Source organism: Streptomyces sp. NBC_01264, from assembly GCF_026340675.1.
Classification (GTDB): domain Bacteria; phylum Actinomycetota; class Actinomycetes; order Streptomycetales; family Streptomycetaceae; genus Streptomyces.
Genome location: NZ_JAPEOX010000001.1, coordinates 5643758 through 5659978, shown reverse-complemented (window position 1 = coordinate 5659978; position 16221 = coordinate 5643758). Strand labels below are relative to the sequence as shown.

18 protein-coding genes and 1 pseudogene are annotated in these 16221 nt (G+C 70.7%); 8 read left to right on the top strand and 11 right to left on the bottom strand.

The features are described 5' to 3' along the window. Window positions 1–65: 65 nt before the first annotated feature. From ccsB to hemL, 7 genes are all read right to left on the bottom strand, one after another. Window positions 66–1160, bottom strand: a complete 1095-nt coding sequence (ccsB, locus tag OG435_RS26520) for a c-type cytochrome biogenesis protein CcsB (protein ID WP_266882111.1) — start codon at window positions 1158–1160, stop codon at window positions 66–68. Further along, window positions 1160–2953 (bottom strand): cytochrome c biogenesis protein ResB, encoded by a 1794-nt coding sequence (gene resB / locus OG435_RS26515; protein ID WP_266880412.1) that lies wholly within the window; start codon window positions 2951–2953, stop codon window positions 1160–1162. Before resB ends, ccsB begins: the two co-directional genes overlap by 1 nt. A 13-nt stretch (window positions 2954–2966) precedes the next feature. Next, on the bottom strand, window positions 2967–3773 hold the full coding sequence (locus OG435_RS26510) for a cytochrome c biogenesis CcdA family protein (protein ID WP_430625778.1): 807 nt from the start codon (window positions 3771–3773) through the stop codon (window positions 2967–2969). Window positions 3774–3798: 25 nt separating this feature from the next. After that, a complete protein-coding gene (locus OG435_RS26505) occupies window positions 3799–4434 on the bottom strand; it encodes a TlpA family protein disulfide reductase (RefSeq protein ID WP_266880410.1) in 636 nt (211 codons plus the stop codon). An 89-nt stretch (window positions 4435–4523) separates the two neighbouring features. After that, the gene (locus OG435_RS26500; protein ID WP_266882107.1) at window positions 4524–5762 is read right to left on the bottom strand and encodes a hypothetical protein; all 1239 of its coding nucleotides are present in this window, start codon (window positions 5760–5762) and stop codon (window positions 4524–4526) included. A 209-nt stretch (window positions 5763–5971) separates the two neighbouring features. Then, window positions 5972–6661, bottom strand: coding sequence for a histidine phosphatase family protein (locus OG435_RS26495; protein ID WP_266880408.1), 690 nt, complete (start codon window positions 6659–6661; stop codon window positions 5972–5974). Then, window positions 6658–7980, bottom strand: a complete 1323-nt coding sequence (gene hemL / locus OG435_RS26490) for a glutamate-1-semialdehyde 2,1-aminomutase (RefSeq protein ID WP_266880406.1) — start codon at window positions 7978–7980, stop codon at window positions 6658–6660. The genes OG435_RS26495 and hemL overlap by 4 nt, the downstream gene beginning before the upstream one ends. 133 nt (window positions 7981–8113) lie before the next feature. Here hemL and OG435_RS26485 point away from each other — a divergent pair, with 133 nt between their 5' ends. Beyond that, entirely contained in the window at window positions 8114–8722 is a 609-nt protein-coding gene (locus tag OG435_RS26485; RefSeq protein ID WP_266880404.1) for a hypothetical protein, read from the top strand. Between the two features lie 45 nt (window positions 8723–8767). Here the strand turns inward: OG435_RS26485 and OG435_RS26480 are convergent, their stop codons facing one another. Further along, complete coding sequence (locus OG435_RS26480) at window positions 8768–8983, bottom strand: zinc-binding dehydrogenase (protein ID WP_323187946.1); 216 nt, start codon at window positions 8981–8983, stop codon at window positions 8768–8770. Between OG435_RS26480 and OG435_RS26475 the strand changes: the two genes are divergently transcribed. After that, entirely contained in the window at window positions 8975–9394 is a 420-nt protein-coding gene (locus OG435_RS26475; RefSeq protein ID WP_266882105.1) for a winged helix-turn-helix transcriptional regulator, read from the top strand. The two genes, OG435_RS26480 and OG435_RS26475, sit on opposite strands and share 9 nt — an antisense overlap. 42 nt (window positions 9395–9436) lie before the next feature. Then, window positions 9437–10186, top strand: a complete 750-nt coding sequence (locus tag OG435_RS26470; RefSeq protein ID WP_266880402.1) for a Mut7-C RNAse domain-containing protein — start codon at window positions 9437–9439, stop codon at window positions 10184–10186. 37 nt (window positions 10187–10223) lie between these two features. On the opposite strand, the gene OG435_RS26465 is transcribed toward OG435_RS26470, so the two are convergent. Next, window positions 10224–10721, bottom strand: coding sequence for a hypothetical protein (locus tag OG435_RS26465; protein ID WP_266880400.1), 498 nt, complete (start codon window positions 10719–10721; stop codon window positions 10224–10226). A 179-nt stretch (window positions 10722–10900) separates the two neighbouring features. Here OG435_RS26465 and OG435_RS26460 point away from each other — a divergent pair, with 179 nt between their 5' ends. Continuing rightward, window positions 10901–11671: an SDR family NAD(P)-dependent oxidoreductase gene (locus OG435_RS26460; protein WP_266880398.1), complete on the top strand. Its 771-nt coding sequence runs from the start codon at window positions 10901–10903 to the stop codon at window positions 11669–11671. 11 nt (window positions 11672–11682) lie between these two features. On the opposite strand, the gene OG435_RS26455 is transcribed toward OG435_RS26460, so the two are convergent. After that, a complete protein-coding gene (locus OG435_RS26455; protein WP_266880397.1) occupies window positions 11683–12411 on the bottom strand; it encodes a polysaccharide deacetylase family protein in 729 nt (242 codons plus the stop codon). Window positions 12412–12656: 245 nt separating this feature from the next. On the opposite strand from OG435_RS26455, the gene OG435_RS26450 reads away from it, so the two are divergent. From OG435_RS26450 to OG435_RS26440, 3 genes and pseudogenes are all read left to right on the top strand, one after another. Continuing rightward, window positions 12657–13106 (top strand): WXG100 family type VII secretion target, encoded by a 450-nt coding sequence (locus tag OG435_RS26450; protein ID WP_266880395.1) that lies wholly within the window; start codon window positions 12657–12659, stop codon window positions 13104–13106. A 13-nt stretch (window positions 13107–13119) separates the two neighbouring features. Beyond that, a pseudogene (locus tag OG435_RS26445) lies at window positions 13120–13431 on the top strand (RNase A-like domain-containing protein); the annotation flags it as partial. 12 nt (window positions 13432–13443) lie between these two features. After that, on the top strand, window positions 13444–13941 hold the full coding sequence (locus tag OG435_RS26440) for a hypothetical protein (protein ID WP_266880391.1): 498 nt from the start codon (window positions 13444–13446) through the stop codon (window positions 13939–13941). Window positions 13942–13983: 42 nt separating this feature from the next. Here the strand turns inward: OG435_RS26440 and OG435_RS26435 are convergent, their stop codons facing one another. Beyond that, window positions 13984–15177, bottom strand: a complete 1194-nt coding sequence (locus OG435_RS26435; RefSeq protein ID WP_266880390.1) for an RtcB family protein — start codon at window positions 15175–15177, stop codon at window positions 13984–13986. Window positions 15178–15347: 170 nt separating this feature from the next. On the opposite strand from OG435_RS26435, the gene OG435_RS26430 reads away from it, so the two are divergent. Further along, window positions 15348–16211 carry a DUF3558 domain-containing protein gene (locus tag OG435_RS26430; protein WP_266880388.1) on the top strand — a complete coding sequence of 288 codons (864 nt, stop codon included), beginning with the start codon at window positions 15348–15350 and terminating at the stop codon, window positions 16209–16211. Window positions 16212–16221 lie beyond the last annotated feature (10 nt).

The window sequence follows — 16221 nt, the reverse complement described above, 5'->3', positions numbered from 1 at the left end:
CCGGAGGGGCCGGGCGCCTTTCGGCTGCCCGGCCCCTCCGGCCGTCGGTCCTACCCGACCACGCGTCAGACGCCCGCGTACGAGTGCTTTCCGCTCAGCAGGATGTTCACGCCGTAGTAGTTCCAGATCCAGCAGGCGAACGCGAAGAGCGCGAGGTAGGCGGCCTTGCGGCCCTTCCAGCCGGCCGTGGCCCGGGCGTGCAGGTAGCAGGCGTACGCCACCCAGGTCACGAAGGACCAGACCTCCTTGGGGTCCCAGCCCCAGTAGCGGCCCCACGCGTCGCCCGCCCAGATCGCGCCCGCGATGATCGTGAAGGTCCACAGCGGGAAGACCGCCGCGTTGATGCGGTACGAGAACTTGTCGAGCGAGGCCGCCGACGGGAAGCGCTCCATGACCGAGGTGGCGAACCTGCCCGGCTTGCCGCCCCGCACGAGCTTGGCCTCGTAGGAGTCGCGGAAGAGGTACATGACCGCGCCGGCCGCGCCGATGTAGAAGACCGCGCCGCAGATGATCGCGGTGGAGACGTGGATCAGCAGCCAGTACGACTTCAGGGCCGGGACCAGCTGGTCGCTGTCGGTGTAGAGCACCGTGGTGGCGATGCCCAGGTCGAGCAGGACCGTGGTGACCAGGAACAGGCCGAGCCAGCGGACGTTCTTCTTCAGCGCGAGGAGCAGCAGGTACGCGCCGACGGCCACCGTGGAGAAGGTGATCGAGAACTCGTACATGTTGCCCCAGGGGGCCCGCTCCACCGACAGCGCGCGGGCGCCGACCCCGCCCGCCGCGAGGAGGAACCCGAGGGTGGTCAGCGAGACCGCGATGCGCCCGTACAGGTCGCCCTGGACGGTGCCGCCGGCCGCGCCGGGGCCGTCCGGGACGTCACGGGTGCCGGCGGCGCTGCGCGTGACCACCTTGGGCTTGTCGAGGACGGCGGTGCTGCTGCCCTTGCTCCGCACCTGGACGGCGGGTGCGGCGGCCTTGGCCGTGGAGGCGGCCCCCGCGTTGGTGAGCGCGGCGGCCGTACGGGCCACCTTGCTGCGGCTGCCGAAGATCCACTCGGCGATGTGGGCGAAGAAGGCGAGGGTGTAGACCGCCATGGACGCGTAGATCAGGTTGTTGCTGAGGTGAGCCAGACTCTCGTTGGCTGCGGCCGCGAGCTGCATCACGCGCGCTCCCCTTCGACTTCTTCGGCAGGTTCTGCGGGTTCGGGATCGGATTCGGGATCGGTATCGGCGACAGGCGCCGCGGGTGCGGCGGGCGCCGGGGGCGCCGCGCTCGGCGCCCGCTCGTGGAGCGCGCCGGCCAGGGCCCCGAGCTCCTCCGGGAGCTTGGCGGACTCGCTGCGGCCCAGGCCCGCCATCTCGACGACGGTGACGCCCTCCGCGCCGCGGGTCGCGCGCACCCAGATCCGGCGGCGCCGGATGAAGAGGGAGCCCGCGAGTCCCGCGATGGCGGCAATGGCGCCCGCGAGGGCGAGACCGCTGCCGGGCTGGTGGGTGATCGAGAAGGTCGCCCAGCGCTCGATGCCCTCGAACTTCACGGTGCCCTGGCCGCCGGGCAGTTCCATGGACTCGCCGGGCTTCAGCAGCTTCTTGAAGAGCTCGCCCTTCTCGTCCTTGAACATCTCCATCTTGGCCGTGTCGAGCTGGTAGACGTTCTGCGGCAGGCCCGAGTCCACGCCGAGGCTGCCGTGGTACGCGTTGAGCGTCATCGCCGGATTGTCCAGTTCCGGGAATTGGGAGAGCATCGTGCCCTGGTTCTTGCCGGCGTAGGTCGGGATGAACCAGGTCTGGAAGCCGAGCTGCTCGGACTCCCCCTCCTTGTTCTTGTACCCGTCGGTGACCTTGACGGCTCCGGAGGACGTGAGGTTGCCGTCCTGCGGCAGCATCGGCACGGCGTCCTTGTAGACCACCTTGCCGGTGGGATCGGTCACCGAGATGACCGGCGCGTAGCCGTGGCCGAGCAGGTAGACCTTGGAGCCGTCCACCACCAGCGGCTTGTTGACCTGGATCTCGCGCTTCTCCGGCTTGCCGTGCGCGCCGTCGCTGAAGGTGACGTACGCCTTGAAGTCGCGCGGGGTGCCCTTCTGCGGGCCCGTGCGTTCGAAGGACGCGTCGAACTTGTCCAGGGTGAAGGAGAACGGCGGCAGGTCGTCCGTGTCGAAGAGGCCGCCGGACTTGAAGTCGTCGTACTGGGTGAGCGTGTTCGAGAAGCCCTTGCCGCGCAGGACGAGCTTGCCGCCCTCGGACTTGAAGTACTGGCCCCAGGCGAAGGCGATCAGCATGACGATCAGCGCCACGTGGAAGATCAGGTTCCCGGCCTCGCGCAGGTAGCCCTTCTCGGCCGAGACCGATCCCTTGCCCGCCTCCGTACGGAAGCGGCGGCGGCCGAGCAGGCCGCTCGCGGTGGACAGCACCTCGTCTGGGGAGCTGTCCGTGCGCCAGGTCGTGTACGCGGGCATCCGGTCGAGCCGCTTGGGCGCGGCCGGCGGCCGTCCGGTGAGCTGGCCGACGAACTGCCAGGAGCGCGGCAGGATGCAGCCGATCAGCGAGATGAACAGCAGCAGGTAGATCGCGGAGAACCACACCGAGCTGTAGACATCGAAGAGCTGGAGCTTCTCGGCGACCGTCACCCAGGAGGCGTGCTCCTTCTTCCAGACGGCGACCTTCATCAGGTCGACCTGGTTCTGCGGGATCAGCGAGCCCGGGATCGATGCCAGCGACAGCAGGAAGAGCAGGATCAGCGCGACCCGCATGGAGGTGAGCTGCCGCCAGAACCAGCGGGCCCAGCCGAGCACGCCGATGCCCACGGGACCGCCGGGGGCGTCCTCCAGGGGGGCGGTGGACAGCTGCGCGCCGGCGGCGGCCTGCGTGGAGGCCTCTGCTTCGGCCGCGGCGGCGGAGTCGGTGGTGGAGTCGTGCGGCGCCTCGGCGGACGCCTTGTCGGTCGTACTCATGTCCGTGTAGTCCTCAGATCCCCACCGTGAAGCCGTTGGTCCAGCTCTGCATGTCGCTGACGATGCTGCTCCACATTCCTGTGACGAGCAGCAGACCGGTCAGGATCAGCATGCCGCCGCCGATCCGCATCACCCACGCATAGTGCTTCTTCACCCAGCCGAACGCGCCGAGCGCCTTGCGGAAGGCGAGCGCGGTGGCGATGAACGGGAGCCCCAGTCCGAGGCAGAAGACCACGGTCAGCAGTGCGCCGCGGCCCGCGGTGGCCTGATCGATGGAGAGGGTGCCGACGGCGGCGAGGGTCGGTCCCATGCAGGGGGTCCAGCCGAGGCCGAAGAGCACGCCGAGCAGGGGTGCGCCGAGCAGTCCGATGGTCGGCTTCCGGTGGAAGCGGAACTCGCGCATCGTCAGACCGGGTATGGCGCCCATGAAGAACAGGCCGAGCAGGATCACCAGGCCGCCGAGGACCCGGGAGATGACTTCCTTGTTCGCGTCGAGTGTCTGTCCGAAGTAGCCGAACAGCGCGCCGGTCGAGACGAACACGGACGTGAAGCCGAGGACGAAAAGGCTCGCGCCGCCCAGCATCCGGCCGCGCTGGGCCTCGGCCAGGTCGGCTCCGCCGACGCCGGTCACGTAGGACAGGTAGCCGGGGACCAGGGGCAGGACGCAGGGGGAGAAGAAGGAGACCAGCCCGGCGAGCAGGGCGATCGGCAGGGCGAGCAGCAGCGCGCCGTTGAGGACGGTGGTGTTCACGCCGGTCGCGTCGGCGGCGAGGACGACATCGGAGAAGGCGACGTCGGAGAGGCCGGAGGGACCCGTCAGTGCGGAGAGTGCGGTGACCACGAGGTCACTTCTCCGCGAGGAGCGGGTCGATCATCGAGCGCAGCTTCTCCTCGTTGACCGCGGCCAGGGTGCGGGCGGCGATCTTCCCGTCCTTGTCGAGGATGAGCGTCGAGGGGATGGCGTTGGGGTTGAGCGTGCCCTTGGGGAAGCGGAGCATCAGCTTGCCGTCCGGGTCGAAGAGGCTCGGGTAGGTGATCTTGAAGTTCTCTTCGAAGGAGGCCGCGCTCTGCTTGGTGTTGTCGCGGGTGTTGATGCCGACGAAGGCCACGGGCTGCCCGGCCGCCTCCAGCTCCTTGGCGACCTTCGCGAAGTACGGGGCTTCGGCCCGGCACGGCGGGCACCAGGAGCCCCAGACGTTGAGGACGACGACCTTGCCCTTGAGGGTGGTGGTGTCCAGCGTCTTGCCGTCCACCGTCTCCCCGTCGAGCTTGGGGGCGTCGGTGCGGTCGCCCTTGGCGACGGTGGCGATGCCGCTGGAGCCCACCACGTAGTTGCCTCCGGCGGAACCGGAGGATTTGCTGCCGCCGTCCGCATCGCTGCACGCCGTGAGGGTGAGGGCGCCTGCGAGGGTCACCGCGGTCAGCAGGATGGCGCGGCCGCTGGTCGAGCGGCTGCGGCGGGGGGCGCGGCTAAGGCTCATGTGAAAAGTTTCGCATGTGCGGTTCGCGGATCTTCCGCGCCCCCCGGAGGGTCTGTTAAGCCGCTGGTCAGGTGCGGACCGGGGCCGGGTCAGACCGCCGTGAGATACGTGCCCCAGCCACCGGTCGGCGCCTGGCCGGGGCCGAGCGTGCGCAGCTTGGCCAGCACCTCGGGGTCCTGGACGTCCAGCCAGTCGGTGAACTGCCGGAAGGATACGAGCCGTACGTCCTTTTTGTCCGCCATGCCCTTGAGGGACTCCTCGACGGCGTCCATGTAGATGCCGCCGTTCCACTCCTCGAAGTGGTTGCCGATGAAGAGGGGCGCGCGGTTGGTCTCGTAGGCCCGCTTGAAACCGCCCAGGTAGGCGGCGGTGGCCTGGGTGCGCCAGGCCGGGTAGCGGGACGGGACGCCCTTGGTGGTGTTCTTCGACTGGTTCGCGAGGATGTTGTAGTCCATCGACAGCACCTCGAAGGAGTGCCCGGGGAACGGGAGCGACTGCAGCGGCAGGTCCCACAGGCCGCCGCGCTTGACCGGCCACTGCTGGAGGCCGCCGGGCGAGCTGGAGTCGTAGCGCCAGCCCAGCTCCTGGGCGGTCGGGAGCAGGTTGTCCTGGCCGAGCAGGCAGGGGGTGCGGGCGCCGACCAGCTCTTTGCGGTAGTCGAAGGGCAGCGGTTCGAGGTCGGTCCAGCCGGTGTTGGTGCGCCAGTTGGTGACGAAGGACACGGCCTGGTCGATCTCGCTGCGCCAGTCCTGCGGGGTCCACTTGCCGACCGAGCCGGAGCCGCCGCAGAAGTGTCCGTTGAAGTGGGTGCCTATTTCGTGGCCGTCGAGCCAGGCCTCGCGCACGTACTTCAGGGTGTTGCGGACGTTCTCGTCCTTGAGGTAGCCGATGTCGGAGGCGCCGACGGGGTTGTTCGGCGGCTTGTAGAGGCTCTTCTTCGATTCGGGCAGGAGGTAGATCCCGGAGAGGAAGAAGGTCATCGCCGCGCCGTGGTCCTTGGCGAGTTTGAGGAAGCGGGGGAAGAGGCCGTTGCCGATCTCCCCCGCGCCGTCCCAGCTGAACACCACGAACTGGGGCGGGGTCTCGCCCGGCCGGAGGGGTACGGGGGCGGCCGGCTGGTGCGGCTGCGGCCCGGTGTCGGCGGTGGATCCGTCGCCGATGGGCTTGACCACCGGGCCGGACGGGGCCGGCCCCGGGGGGCCCGACGGGTCCTGCGGTCCGGCGTTGCCCGTGCCGGACGGGCCGCCGACGGTGCACCCGGCGACGCCGGCCGCAGCGACGGCACCAAGTCCGAGTCCGAGTACCCCTCTTCTGCTGAAGCCGCGCATATCGCTCATGGAAAGTCATACAAACGGACATTCGCGCGAAGTCCAGAGGCGACACGGCAACTTCGCGCCACTTGTATGAAATGAGGGCGAAGCTTGAGGAAACGGGCACCTGGTGTGCCGTGTGAGACGGCCACGGCCGGGCACACGAAACGCTTCCGGGGGCGGCCCGACGGGCCGCCCCCGGAAGCCGGGCAGTGCTGCGCGCCCCGCTACGCCCCGAACGCCTTCGACTTGCCCTTCACCGGCTTCGCCCCGGCCAGGAGGTGCGCCGGGACCAGGTCCCGGGCCGGCTCGCTGTAGCCCACCGACACCAGGGCGTCGCCCTGGTACGTGAACGAGGTCAGCGAGGCCAGCGTGCACTGGCGGCGGCGCGGGTCGTGCCACAGCCGCCGCTTCTCCGCGAAGCTCCGTACGATCCAGATCGGGAGCTGGTGGCTGACCGCCACCGCCTCGTGGCCGCGGGCCGCGTCACGGGCCGTCTCGATCGCGCTCATCATCCGCACGACCTGCTCGACGTACGGCTCGCCCCAGGACGGCTTGAACGGGTTCGTCAGGTGCTTCCAGTTCGCGGGCTTGCGCAGCGCGCCGTCGCCCACCCCGAAGGTCTTGCCCTCGAAGACGTTGCCCGCCTCCAGGAGGCGGGCGTCGGTCGCCAGGTCCAGCCCGTGCGACTTCGCGATCGGCGCGGCCGTCTCCTGGGCCCGCTCCAGCGGGGAGGCCACGACGTAGGTCACGTCCCGGTTCTCCAGGTGCTCCGCGACCCGGTCCGCCATCTTGCGGCCCAGCTCGGAGAGGTGGTAGCCGGCGCGACGGCCGTAGAGGACCCCGTCCGGGTTGTGCACCTCGCCGTGGCGCACCACGTGGACGACGGTGATCTCCGCGCTGTCCTGGTTGCTCATGCGGTGGCCTCCGCGGCGGCCCGGGCGGCGGCCGGCAGGGCGGCCGCGATGCGCTCGATCGCCTTGTCGTCGTGAGAGGTGGACACGAACCACGACTCGAACGCCGACGGCGGCAGGTAGACGCCCTGCGACAGCATCGAGTGGAAGAAGCCGTTGAAGCGGAAGGCTTCCTGCTTCTTCGCGTCGTCGTAGTTGCGGACTTCGTCCTCGGTGAAGAACACCGAGAACATGTTCGAGGCGGTCTGCAGCCGGTGCGCGACGCCCTCCTTGGTGAGCGCCTCGGTCACCAGCCCCTGGATCTGGAGCGACACGGCGTCGACCTTCTCGTACGCCGCCTCGTCCAGCAGCCGCAGCTGCGCCAGACCGGCGGCCGTGGCGATCGGGTTACCGGACAGCGTGCCCGCCTGGTAGACGGGACCCGCGGGCGCCAGGTGGCCCATGACGTCCGCGCGGCCGCCGAACGCCGCCGCCGGGAAGCCGCCGCCCATGACCTTGCCGAAGGTCATCAGGTCGGGCGTGACCCCGTCCACGCCGTACCAGCCGGCGCGCGAGGTACGGAAACCCGTCATGACCTCGTCGGAGATGTACAGGGCGCCGTTGGCCCGGCACAGGTCGGCGAGCCCCTGGTTGAAGCCCTCCCCCGGGGTCACGACGCCCATGTTGCCGGGCGCGGCCTCGGTGATCACACAGGCGATCTCGCCGGGGTGCGCGGCGAAGGCCGCCCGCACCGATTCCAGATCGTTGTACGGGAGCACGATCGTGTCCCCGGCCTGCGCGCCCGTCACCCCGGGGGTGTCCGGCAGCGCGAAGGTCGCGAGCCCGGAGCCGGCGGCGGCCAGCAGCGAGTCCACGTGCCCGTGGTAGCAGCCGGCGAACTTCACGATCTTGGCGCGGCCGGTGAACCCGCGGGCGAGGCGGATCGCGGACATGGTCGCCTCGGTGCCCGAGGACACCAGCCGGACCTGCTCCACGGGTGTGATGCGCGCGACGATCTCCTCGGCGAGCGCCACCTCCCCCTCACCGGGGGTACCGAAGGAGGTGCCGCGGACGACGGCGGCCTGGATGGCCTCCACCACGGCCGGGTGGGCGTGGCCGAGGATCATCGGCCCCCACGAGCAGACCAGGTCGACGTACTCGCGCCCGTCGGCATCGGTCAGGTACGGACCGGTACCGGACACCATGAACCTGGGCGTTCCGCCCACGGCGCGGAAGGCGCGCACCGGAGAGTTCACGCCGCCAGGCGTCACGAGGGACGCGCGGTCAAAGAGAGTCTGCGAGACTTTGGCTTCATACGGGTACGGGTAGCTCACACCAGCCATGGTCTCAGAGGCCGCGACTGACTTGCGGACGGGCGTTTCACCGCGCCGCCCCGGGGGAGGTCACTGCCATGATGATCAGGCTGCGTGGCGGGGGTCACGGGGCCGGGGCAGGCAAGACCAGTCGGGTGGAGATATGCAACGCGGTGGTGGACCGGGCGAGGGCACGGACGGCCTGGACCCGCAGCGCGCCCGGGAGGCCCGTGAGGCCCGTCGCCGCGGCAAGCACCGCCGCCGTGCCACGGACGCGGCAGAACCCGTACCGGGCCCCGCACAGGGCCCCGACGGCCTCCCCAGGGGCCGCGGCATGGGCGTGACGTACAAGTACTTCGGCGCCCCCGACGGGGCCACGGCCGCGCGCGTCCCGGTGACGATGCGGCCGGAGGAGCTCGGCGGCGACGAGCTCGGCATGGGCGGCATGTTCACCAAGATCAAGCCGGAGACGGTCGCCGCGATGGTCCTGACCGGCATCGAGGGCATACCCCTGCACAAGGTGCCCCCGCTGGAGCTGGTCGTCCTCCACCCCGACTACGCCGTCGTGAAGCTCCCGATGACCGTCGTCGACCCGCTGCGCGGCATCGGCGAGGAATCGGTAGGCGCCGCCGCCTTCATCTGGTCCACGGTCCCCGACCGCGGCGGCCCCCGCGACGCCTTCAACGTCTACCAGCTGCTCCACGAATGGCAGGATTTCAGCCACAGGCTGCACGAAGCCGGGCACCAGCCGTACTGCCTCGTCTGGCCGTGATCCGGGCTTCGGACCCGGCCCCGGTGGGGGCAGGCCCCGGTCGGGTCAGACCGTCAGGACGATGCGGCCGCGGGTGCCCGGGTCCGCGAGGTGGGCGTGGGCCTTGGGGACCTCCGTCAGGGGGAAGGTGCGCGCCACCCTGAGCGTCAGCTCCCCCGCGTCGACCAGCGTCACCAGGCGGGCCAGGTGCGCGCCGTCCGCCGCGACCTCCTGTTCCACCACGCGGACGCCCCGCTCCGCCGCCGGGGCCGCGTGGGGGATCAGGCCGACGTAGGCGCCGCCGTCCCGGACGAAGGCCAGGGCAGGGCCGCCGAGGACCGCCGTGTCCTGTGGGTCGGTCTCATCGTCAGCGCCCTCGCCCAGGCCGAGGACCGGACCATGCGCTACAGCGAGCTCGGCCGCAAGATCCCCGGAGTCAGCCAGAAGATGCTGACCCAGACCCTGCGCTCCCTGGAGCGCGACGGCCTCGTCGCCCGCACCGTCACGCCCACCGTCCCCGTCCGCGTCGACTACCGGCTCACCGACCTCGGCGCCGACCTCGGCTGCCTGCTCAGCTCCGTGAAGGCCTGGGCCGAGAACCACTTCGACCAGGTCAACGCCCACTGCGAGCTGCACGACGCGGAAGCCGCGGACGCCGCGGACGCCCACGCGAAGGTGCGCGCGGACGCGTAAATCCCCCGCCGCACCCCGCCCCGCGATGGCATGCTGAACCCCGTGAACGGACCCGGAATTCAGCTCACCCTCGCCCCCGAACTGCACGTGTTCGCCGCGCCCGCGCGCCGCGGCACCCGTGTGCCGACGACCACCGACGGAGTCTCCAGCCTCGGCCACGTCGTCGAATCGGCCGGCGTCCCGCTCACCGAAGTCGGCCGGATCCTCGTCGACGGCGCCGAGACGCCCCTCGCCCACGTGCCCCGGGCCGGCGAGTCCGTGGAGGTCTTCGGCGTCGACCGCCCCCAGCACCTCCCCGGCGTCCCCGCGACCACCCCGCTGCGCTTCCTCCTCGACGTCCACCTCGGCACCCTCGCCCGCCGCCTGCGGCTGCTCGGCGTGGACGCCGCGTACGAGAACGAGGACATCGGCGACCCGGCCCTGGCCACCCGCTCCGCCGCCGAGCGGCGCGTCCTGCTCTCCCGCGACCGCGGACTGCTGCGCCGCCGCGAGCTCTTCGCCGGCGCGTACGTCTACAGCGACAACCCCGACGAGCAGGTCCGCGACATCCTGGGCCGGTTCGCCCCGGCCCTCACGCCGTGGTCCCGCTGCACCGCGTGCAACGGGACCCTGCGCGAGGCCGACAGGGACAGCGTCGGCGACCGGCTGGAGAGCGGCACGCAGCGCTCGTACGAGGTCTTCGCCCAGTGCGCCGACTGCGAGCGCGTCTACTGGCGCGGCGCCCACCACGCCCGGCTGGAGCGGATCGTCGACGAGGCGATGGCCGAGTTCGGCGGCGTGGGCACGCCGTAACCGCGGGCCCACGCGTACGCCTCAGAACACGTACGCCTCAGAACGCGTACGTGTCCCCCGTGTCCAGGGCCAGCACCACGTGCTCGTTGTTGGCGTGGTTCCGGTCGGCCGCCCCGCCGTTCCACCACGTGTCGACCCGCACCACCACCTCGGGCGCCGCCGCTTTCAGCCGCAGCACCAGCCCGATGTGCCGGCCGCGCCCGTGCAGCGGCAGCTCCCCGGTCTCGCACACCACCTCGCGCAGCCCGGCCCGCGCACAGCCCTCCGCCAGTTGCTGCCGGTCCGCGAGATCGGCCGACAGCTGCAGCCGTACGGTCGCGTTCGCCACGGCGGACGGACCCTCGTTCTCCGGGACCAGCAGGATCCGCAGCCGGGCCCCGTCCAGGGCGACCCGCCCGTGATAGGCCACATCGGCCTCCGGCCCGGCCCCGGCGCGGGCGTTCCCGACACCGCTCCCCAGCCCTCCGAGCAGCACCAGCAGCCCGGCCATCACCACACTCCGTACGGCACCTCGGCGCACCGCGACCACCTCCACGCGCGGACGCTAGCCCCACCGCCCGCCCGATGGTCGGACCATCACACGAACGAGGGCGAGCCCCCGCCCCCGCGGCCCCCGCGCGGCCGGTGGCCTGCGCGGCGACCGGCCTATGCTGGCGAGTACCCACCCGTACAAGCGCACGAGCGCGCGAGCACACGAACGCACGAGGAGCCCGCATGAGCACGGCCACCCGAACCGCCGTAGTCACCGGCGCGAGCAGCGGCATCGGCGCGGCCACCGCCCGGCAGCTCGCCGCGGCCGGCTACCACGTCGTCCTCACCGCCCGCCGCAAGGACCGCATCGAGGCCCTGGCCGCCGAGATCACGGCCGCCGGCCACGAGGCCACCGCCCACGCCCTCGACGTCACCGACCGCACCGCCGTCGACGCGCTCGCGGCATCCCTCGACCGCTTCCCCTCCGTCGAGGTACTCGTCAACAACGCCGGCGGCGCCATCGGAGCCGACCCCGTCGCCACCGGCGACCCCGCCGACTGGCGCACGATGTACGAGGTCAACGTCATCGGCACGCTCCACGTCACCCAGGCCCTGCTCCCGGCCCTGACCGCCTCGGGCAACGGCACGGTCGTCGTGCTCTCCTCCACCGCCGGCCACGCCACCTACGAGGGCGGCGCCGGCTACGTGGCCGCCAAGAACGGCGCCCGCGTCCTCGCCGAGACCCTCCGCCTGGAGATCGTCGGCCAGCCCGTCCGCGTCATCGAGATCGCCCCGGGCCTGGTCAAGACCGAGGAGTTCGCGAAGACCCGGTTCCGCGGCGACGTGGAGCGGGCGGAGAAGGTGTACGCCGGCGTGGCCGAGCCCCTCTCCGCCGACGACGTGGCCGACACCATCACCTGGGCGGTGACCCGTCCCAGCCACGTCAACATCGACCTCCTGGTCGTCCGCCCCCGCGCCCAGGCCTCGAACACGAAGCTCCACCGCGAGCTGTAACCGGGCCTCCCTTACTGCACCAGCCCGGCACCCTTCAGGTGCGGCATCAGGGCCGCCGGCTTCAGCCCGGCGGCCTTCGCCGCGTCCAGGGCCCGCTTCAGGTCCGCTCCGAGCGTTGGCGTGAAGTGCAGCAGCACGATGTCACCGGCGTTCAGCTGCGGCGTGGGCGGCGTCTCGCCCCATGTCGTGAAGTCGTGCGTCCACGTGATCAGCGCCTTGACCCCGCACGCCTTCGCGGCCAGCCGCACGTCGTCGTTGACGGCCCCGTACGGCGGCCGCAGCAGCTTCGGCTCCCGCCCGAAGGCCGCGGCGACCTGCTCCCCGGCCCCGCAGACCTCGGCGTCCTTGCCCGCGGCGTCCAGGGTCGTCAGATCGGAATGACTGACGGTGTGGTTCTCGGCGTTCACCGACCGCCCCTGCGCGACCAGCCCGGTGAAGTACTGGGCGTCGTACGAGAACGCCCCCGGCAGCAGGAACAGCGAAGCGGGCACCCGCTGATCCACGAGCGTCTGCGCGACGGCCGGATCGTGCGCCCATCCGTCGTCGATGGTGATGAACACGACCTTCTCGCCGGTCGGCACGTGCGACACCACGGGCGGCAGCCCGACGGCCCGCGACCCCGCGGCCGCGGCAACGGCCGGAGCGGCCCCCTCGGACCCGACGGCGTCGGCTGCCTGAGCGGCACCAACGGTGAGCGACAACGACGCGAGCGCGGCAAGAACCGCACGGGATCTCCACATGCGGCACACCTTGGTCTAGACCAACTCCCCCCGTCAATCCCCCGACGGGCAGTTCCTTCCGCGGAAAGCCGCCCCACCCCAAGGGAGTTGACGGTCACCACGTCGACCTCCGTCGCCCTGGCGGCGGAGGCGGACGGCCTGTCCACACCGAACGTCGCACCGGCCGCCGCGCCACGCGGCCGAATAGCCGACCTGTGAGCAGGTAGCACCGGCTCGACCAGCCATCAAGGACACGAGGGGGAACCGTGCCGTCTGGTGACGCCGGGATATCAGTCGACTTCGCGACGCAACAGAAGCTCGCGGGCGACCTCGAGGCCATCCTCAAGACACTCAACGAGCAGCTGGACGCACTCTACGAACGGGCCGAGAAGGTCGTGTTGACCTGGGACGGCGAAGCCAGGCAGTCGTTCATTGACCAACTCGACCGATGGGACCGGTCGGCGCAGGACCTGGTCGCGACACGTGACTTCGAGGATCACCGGCCGGAGATGGAGCGCCGCGCCCGGGTGTTGCTTTCTCGCTTTCCCGAGGGCACCCGCTTCTACTCCAACGTCGATTGGAAGGGCGACCATCCGAACTTCTACGAACAGCCGGTCAACGGGACCAGTCCGTTCAGTCGAAGTCGTTGGGACGCAGACCTGATCGCGGTCAACGACACCGAAGTCACTCTGATCTGGACTTTCGAATCCTTCTGACCTTCCGACCCGACGGGGGAAGTCCTTGCTCACCAGAACCGCCACCTACCCCGACCGGGAAACCGCCCAGTGGGCCACCGAAGAGGTGATCAACCGCAACGAACAAGCGATCCACCGCTGGCTCGCCCAAGCCACCCGCCCGCGTATCGCCCTCGAAGCGGCCTGGCCCTCCCACCCCGATCCGGTCGGCCGCGTCGTGCTCCAGGCCATGGCCTTCGCCGGGCGCGGGCCGGTGGACGTAGGGGCCGCACGGGTCGTGCTCCGGCGCGAGCCCGACGCGCCCCACGGTTTCGTCGTGCACTCCACCGTCCCGATCTACCTGTAGAGGCCGTCCCCGATGTCCATGAAGCCCATCGACTTCGACCGCCGCTACGCCGAGCTGGACCAGGTGATCAGCGCCTACCTCGGCCAGCCCGCCGACGACGAGCAAGAGCGGCCGAGCCGCGCTCTCCAGGCCTACCTCCGGCACACCTGGCACACCCGCCCCTGGGCCCTGTCCGTCGCGGAGCAGCAGCTGCGCGCCTACGCGCACAACCCGCCCGGCCGGCTGCGCCAGCGGCTCGGCGAGTTCTACCCGGTTCCGGACGTCGGCCTGCCCGACGCCGAGATCCAGGGGTGGCTCCTGCTGGCCGCCGACCACATCAAGCAGAGCATCGAGAGCGGCGAGGTCCCTCGCCCGTCGGATCTGCCCGAGACCGGACTGGACGAGGCCGACCACGCGGTCGCCGTGGCAGAACTGGGAATGGAGCTCGAACCGCCGGGAGACCACTCTCCGGGCAGTTGGCTCAGTTCCGTTGCCGATGAGCTGAGCGGCTTCCGGCCCAAGTACGTGTAGCCGGCTCCTGCCGATCGCGGCTCCTGTACCGGGGAGCCGCGATCAGCCCTTCACGCAGACGACCGCCTTGAGCTTCGCCACGACCTCGACCAGGTCGGTCTGCTGGTCGATGACCTGCTCGATCGACTTGTACGCGCCCGGGATCTCGTCCACGATGCCGGAGTCCTTGCGGCACTCCACGCCCTTGGTCTGCTCCGCCAGGTCCCGGACCGAGAAGCGCTTCTTCGCCGCCGTCCGGCTCATCTTCCGGCCGGCGCCGTGCGAGGCCGAGTTGTAGGACTTCTCGTTGCCGAGGCCCTTCACGATGTACGAGCCCGTACCCATGGAGCCGGGGATGATCCCGTAGTCACCGCTGCCGGCGCGGATCGCGCCCTTCCGCGTGACCAGCAGGTCCATGCCGTCGTACCGCTCCTCCGCCACGTAGTTGTGGTGGCAGCTGATCTCCTGCTCGAAGGAGACCTTCGCCTTGCGGAACTCCTTGCGGATCACTTCCTTGGACAGGCTCATCATCACGGCGCGGTTGTACTTGGCGTACTCCTGCGCCCAGAAGAGGTCCTCCCGGTACGCCCTCATCTCCGGCGTGGCCGCGAGGAACACGGCGAGGTCCCGGTCGACCAGTCCCTGGTTGTGCGAAAGTCCGCGGGCCACTCCGATGTGGAAGTCGGCCAGCTCGTTCCCGATGTTCCGGGAGCCGGAGTGCAGCATGATCCATACGGAATCGGACACATCAAGGCAAAGTTCCCAGAAGTGATTACCTCCACCCATGGTGCCCATTTGCCGCAACGCCCGCTCCCGACGGAACTTCACCGCGTCGGCGACGTAGTCGAACCGCTCCCACAGATCCCCGAACCCCCGGTCCGGGAACCCGTACAGCCGCCCCGGGTCCACCGCCTCCCGGTGCATCCCCGCCCCCACCGGGATCGCCTTCTCGATCTGCGAGCGCAGTCCCGACAGGTCCCCCGGGAGGTCGTTCGCGGTCAGCGAGGTCTTCACCGCCGACATGCCGCAGCCGATGTCCACGCCCACCGCCGCCGGGCAGACCGCGTCCTTCATGGCGATGACCGAGCCGACCGTGGCGCCCTTGCCGTAGTGCACGTCCGGCATGACGGCGAGGCCCTTGATCCAGGGGAGGCCGGCGGTGTTCTGGAGCTGGCGCATCGCGCTGTCCTCGACCGACGTCGGGTCCGTCCACATCCGGATGGGAACCTGCTCCCCGGGAACTTCTACGTAAGACATTTCACCCTCAACACCCCGTCAACACCACAAAAGCCTGAAAACGCAAAAGCCTCGCTCATGGCCCCAAATACGACAGAGGACCGGCGCCGGCACCAGCGTGTGCGATAGACATTGTGTCCATCCGCGCCCGAGCCGCGGCAACGCATTTTCCCGAAGGGAGCCGGTGGAACGTGCAGCGCAAGACGGTACGAGTACGTGGAGTCCTGCCAGCCATCGCGATCCTCACCGCCCTCGCGGCCGGTCTCACCGGCTGCACCGACGGCGACGGCGGGATCGGGATCAACAGCGACTCGAAGGGCGGCGGCAACGCCGGTACGGCCCCGCAGCCCGGCAAGTACCGCAGCCTGCCCATGCCCTGCAAGGCCGTCGACGGCAAGAAGGTCAAGGCGATGCTCCCGGCCGCCGAGGGCCTCGCCCCCGAGGCGCTCGAAGCCCTCTACGCCGGGGTCGCGGACCCCTCCTACGACGCCGACCGGCGCGTCCGCTGCCGCTGGACCGCGCAGACGCCGACCGAGACCCGGCTGCTGTCGGTGGACTTCGAGCGCGTGGTCTCGTACGACCGGGCCGCGACCAGCGACGACGACAAGGCGCGCCAGGTCTACGGCCGCCAGCGCACCGCCGCCAACCTGCCCGCCCCGGGCCCCTCGGCGAGCCCGACGCCGTCCGGGGCGCCGTCCGGGTCCGGGGCGCCGGCACCGAGCACCGCGCCGACTCCCGGCGCGGGGACGAACGCGAGCACGGGCGCGAGCACGAGCCCCTCCGCCGGCAGCAGCCCCTCCGCCCCGCCCGAGCTCGGCTCCCGCGTGCTCGACGGGCTCGGCGACGAGGCCTTCGTCGACGACAAGCTCGCCGCGGCCGGGGCCACCGCCGCCCAGGCGCGCACCGTCCGCATTGTGTTCCGTACCTCGAATGTCATCGTCACCGTCGCGTACAGCGTCCAGCCCGCGCTCCCCGGAACGGTCCCGCCCAGCGGTGAAACCCAGGACAGGGCAAGGCAGTTGGCGCAGGCCCTGGTGGAGCGGTTCGACGACTGACCGGTCCGCG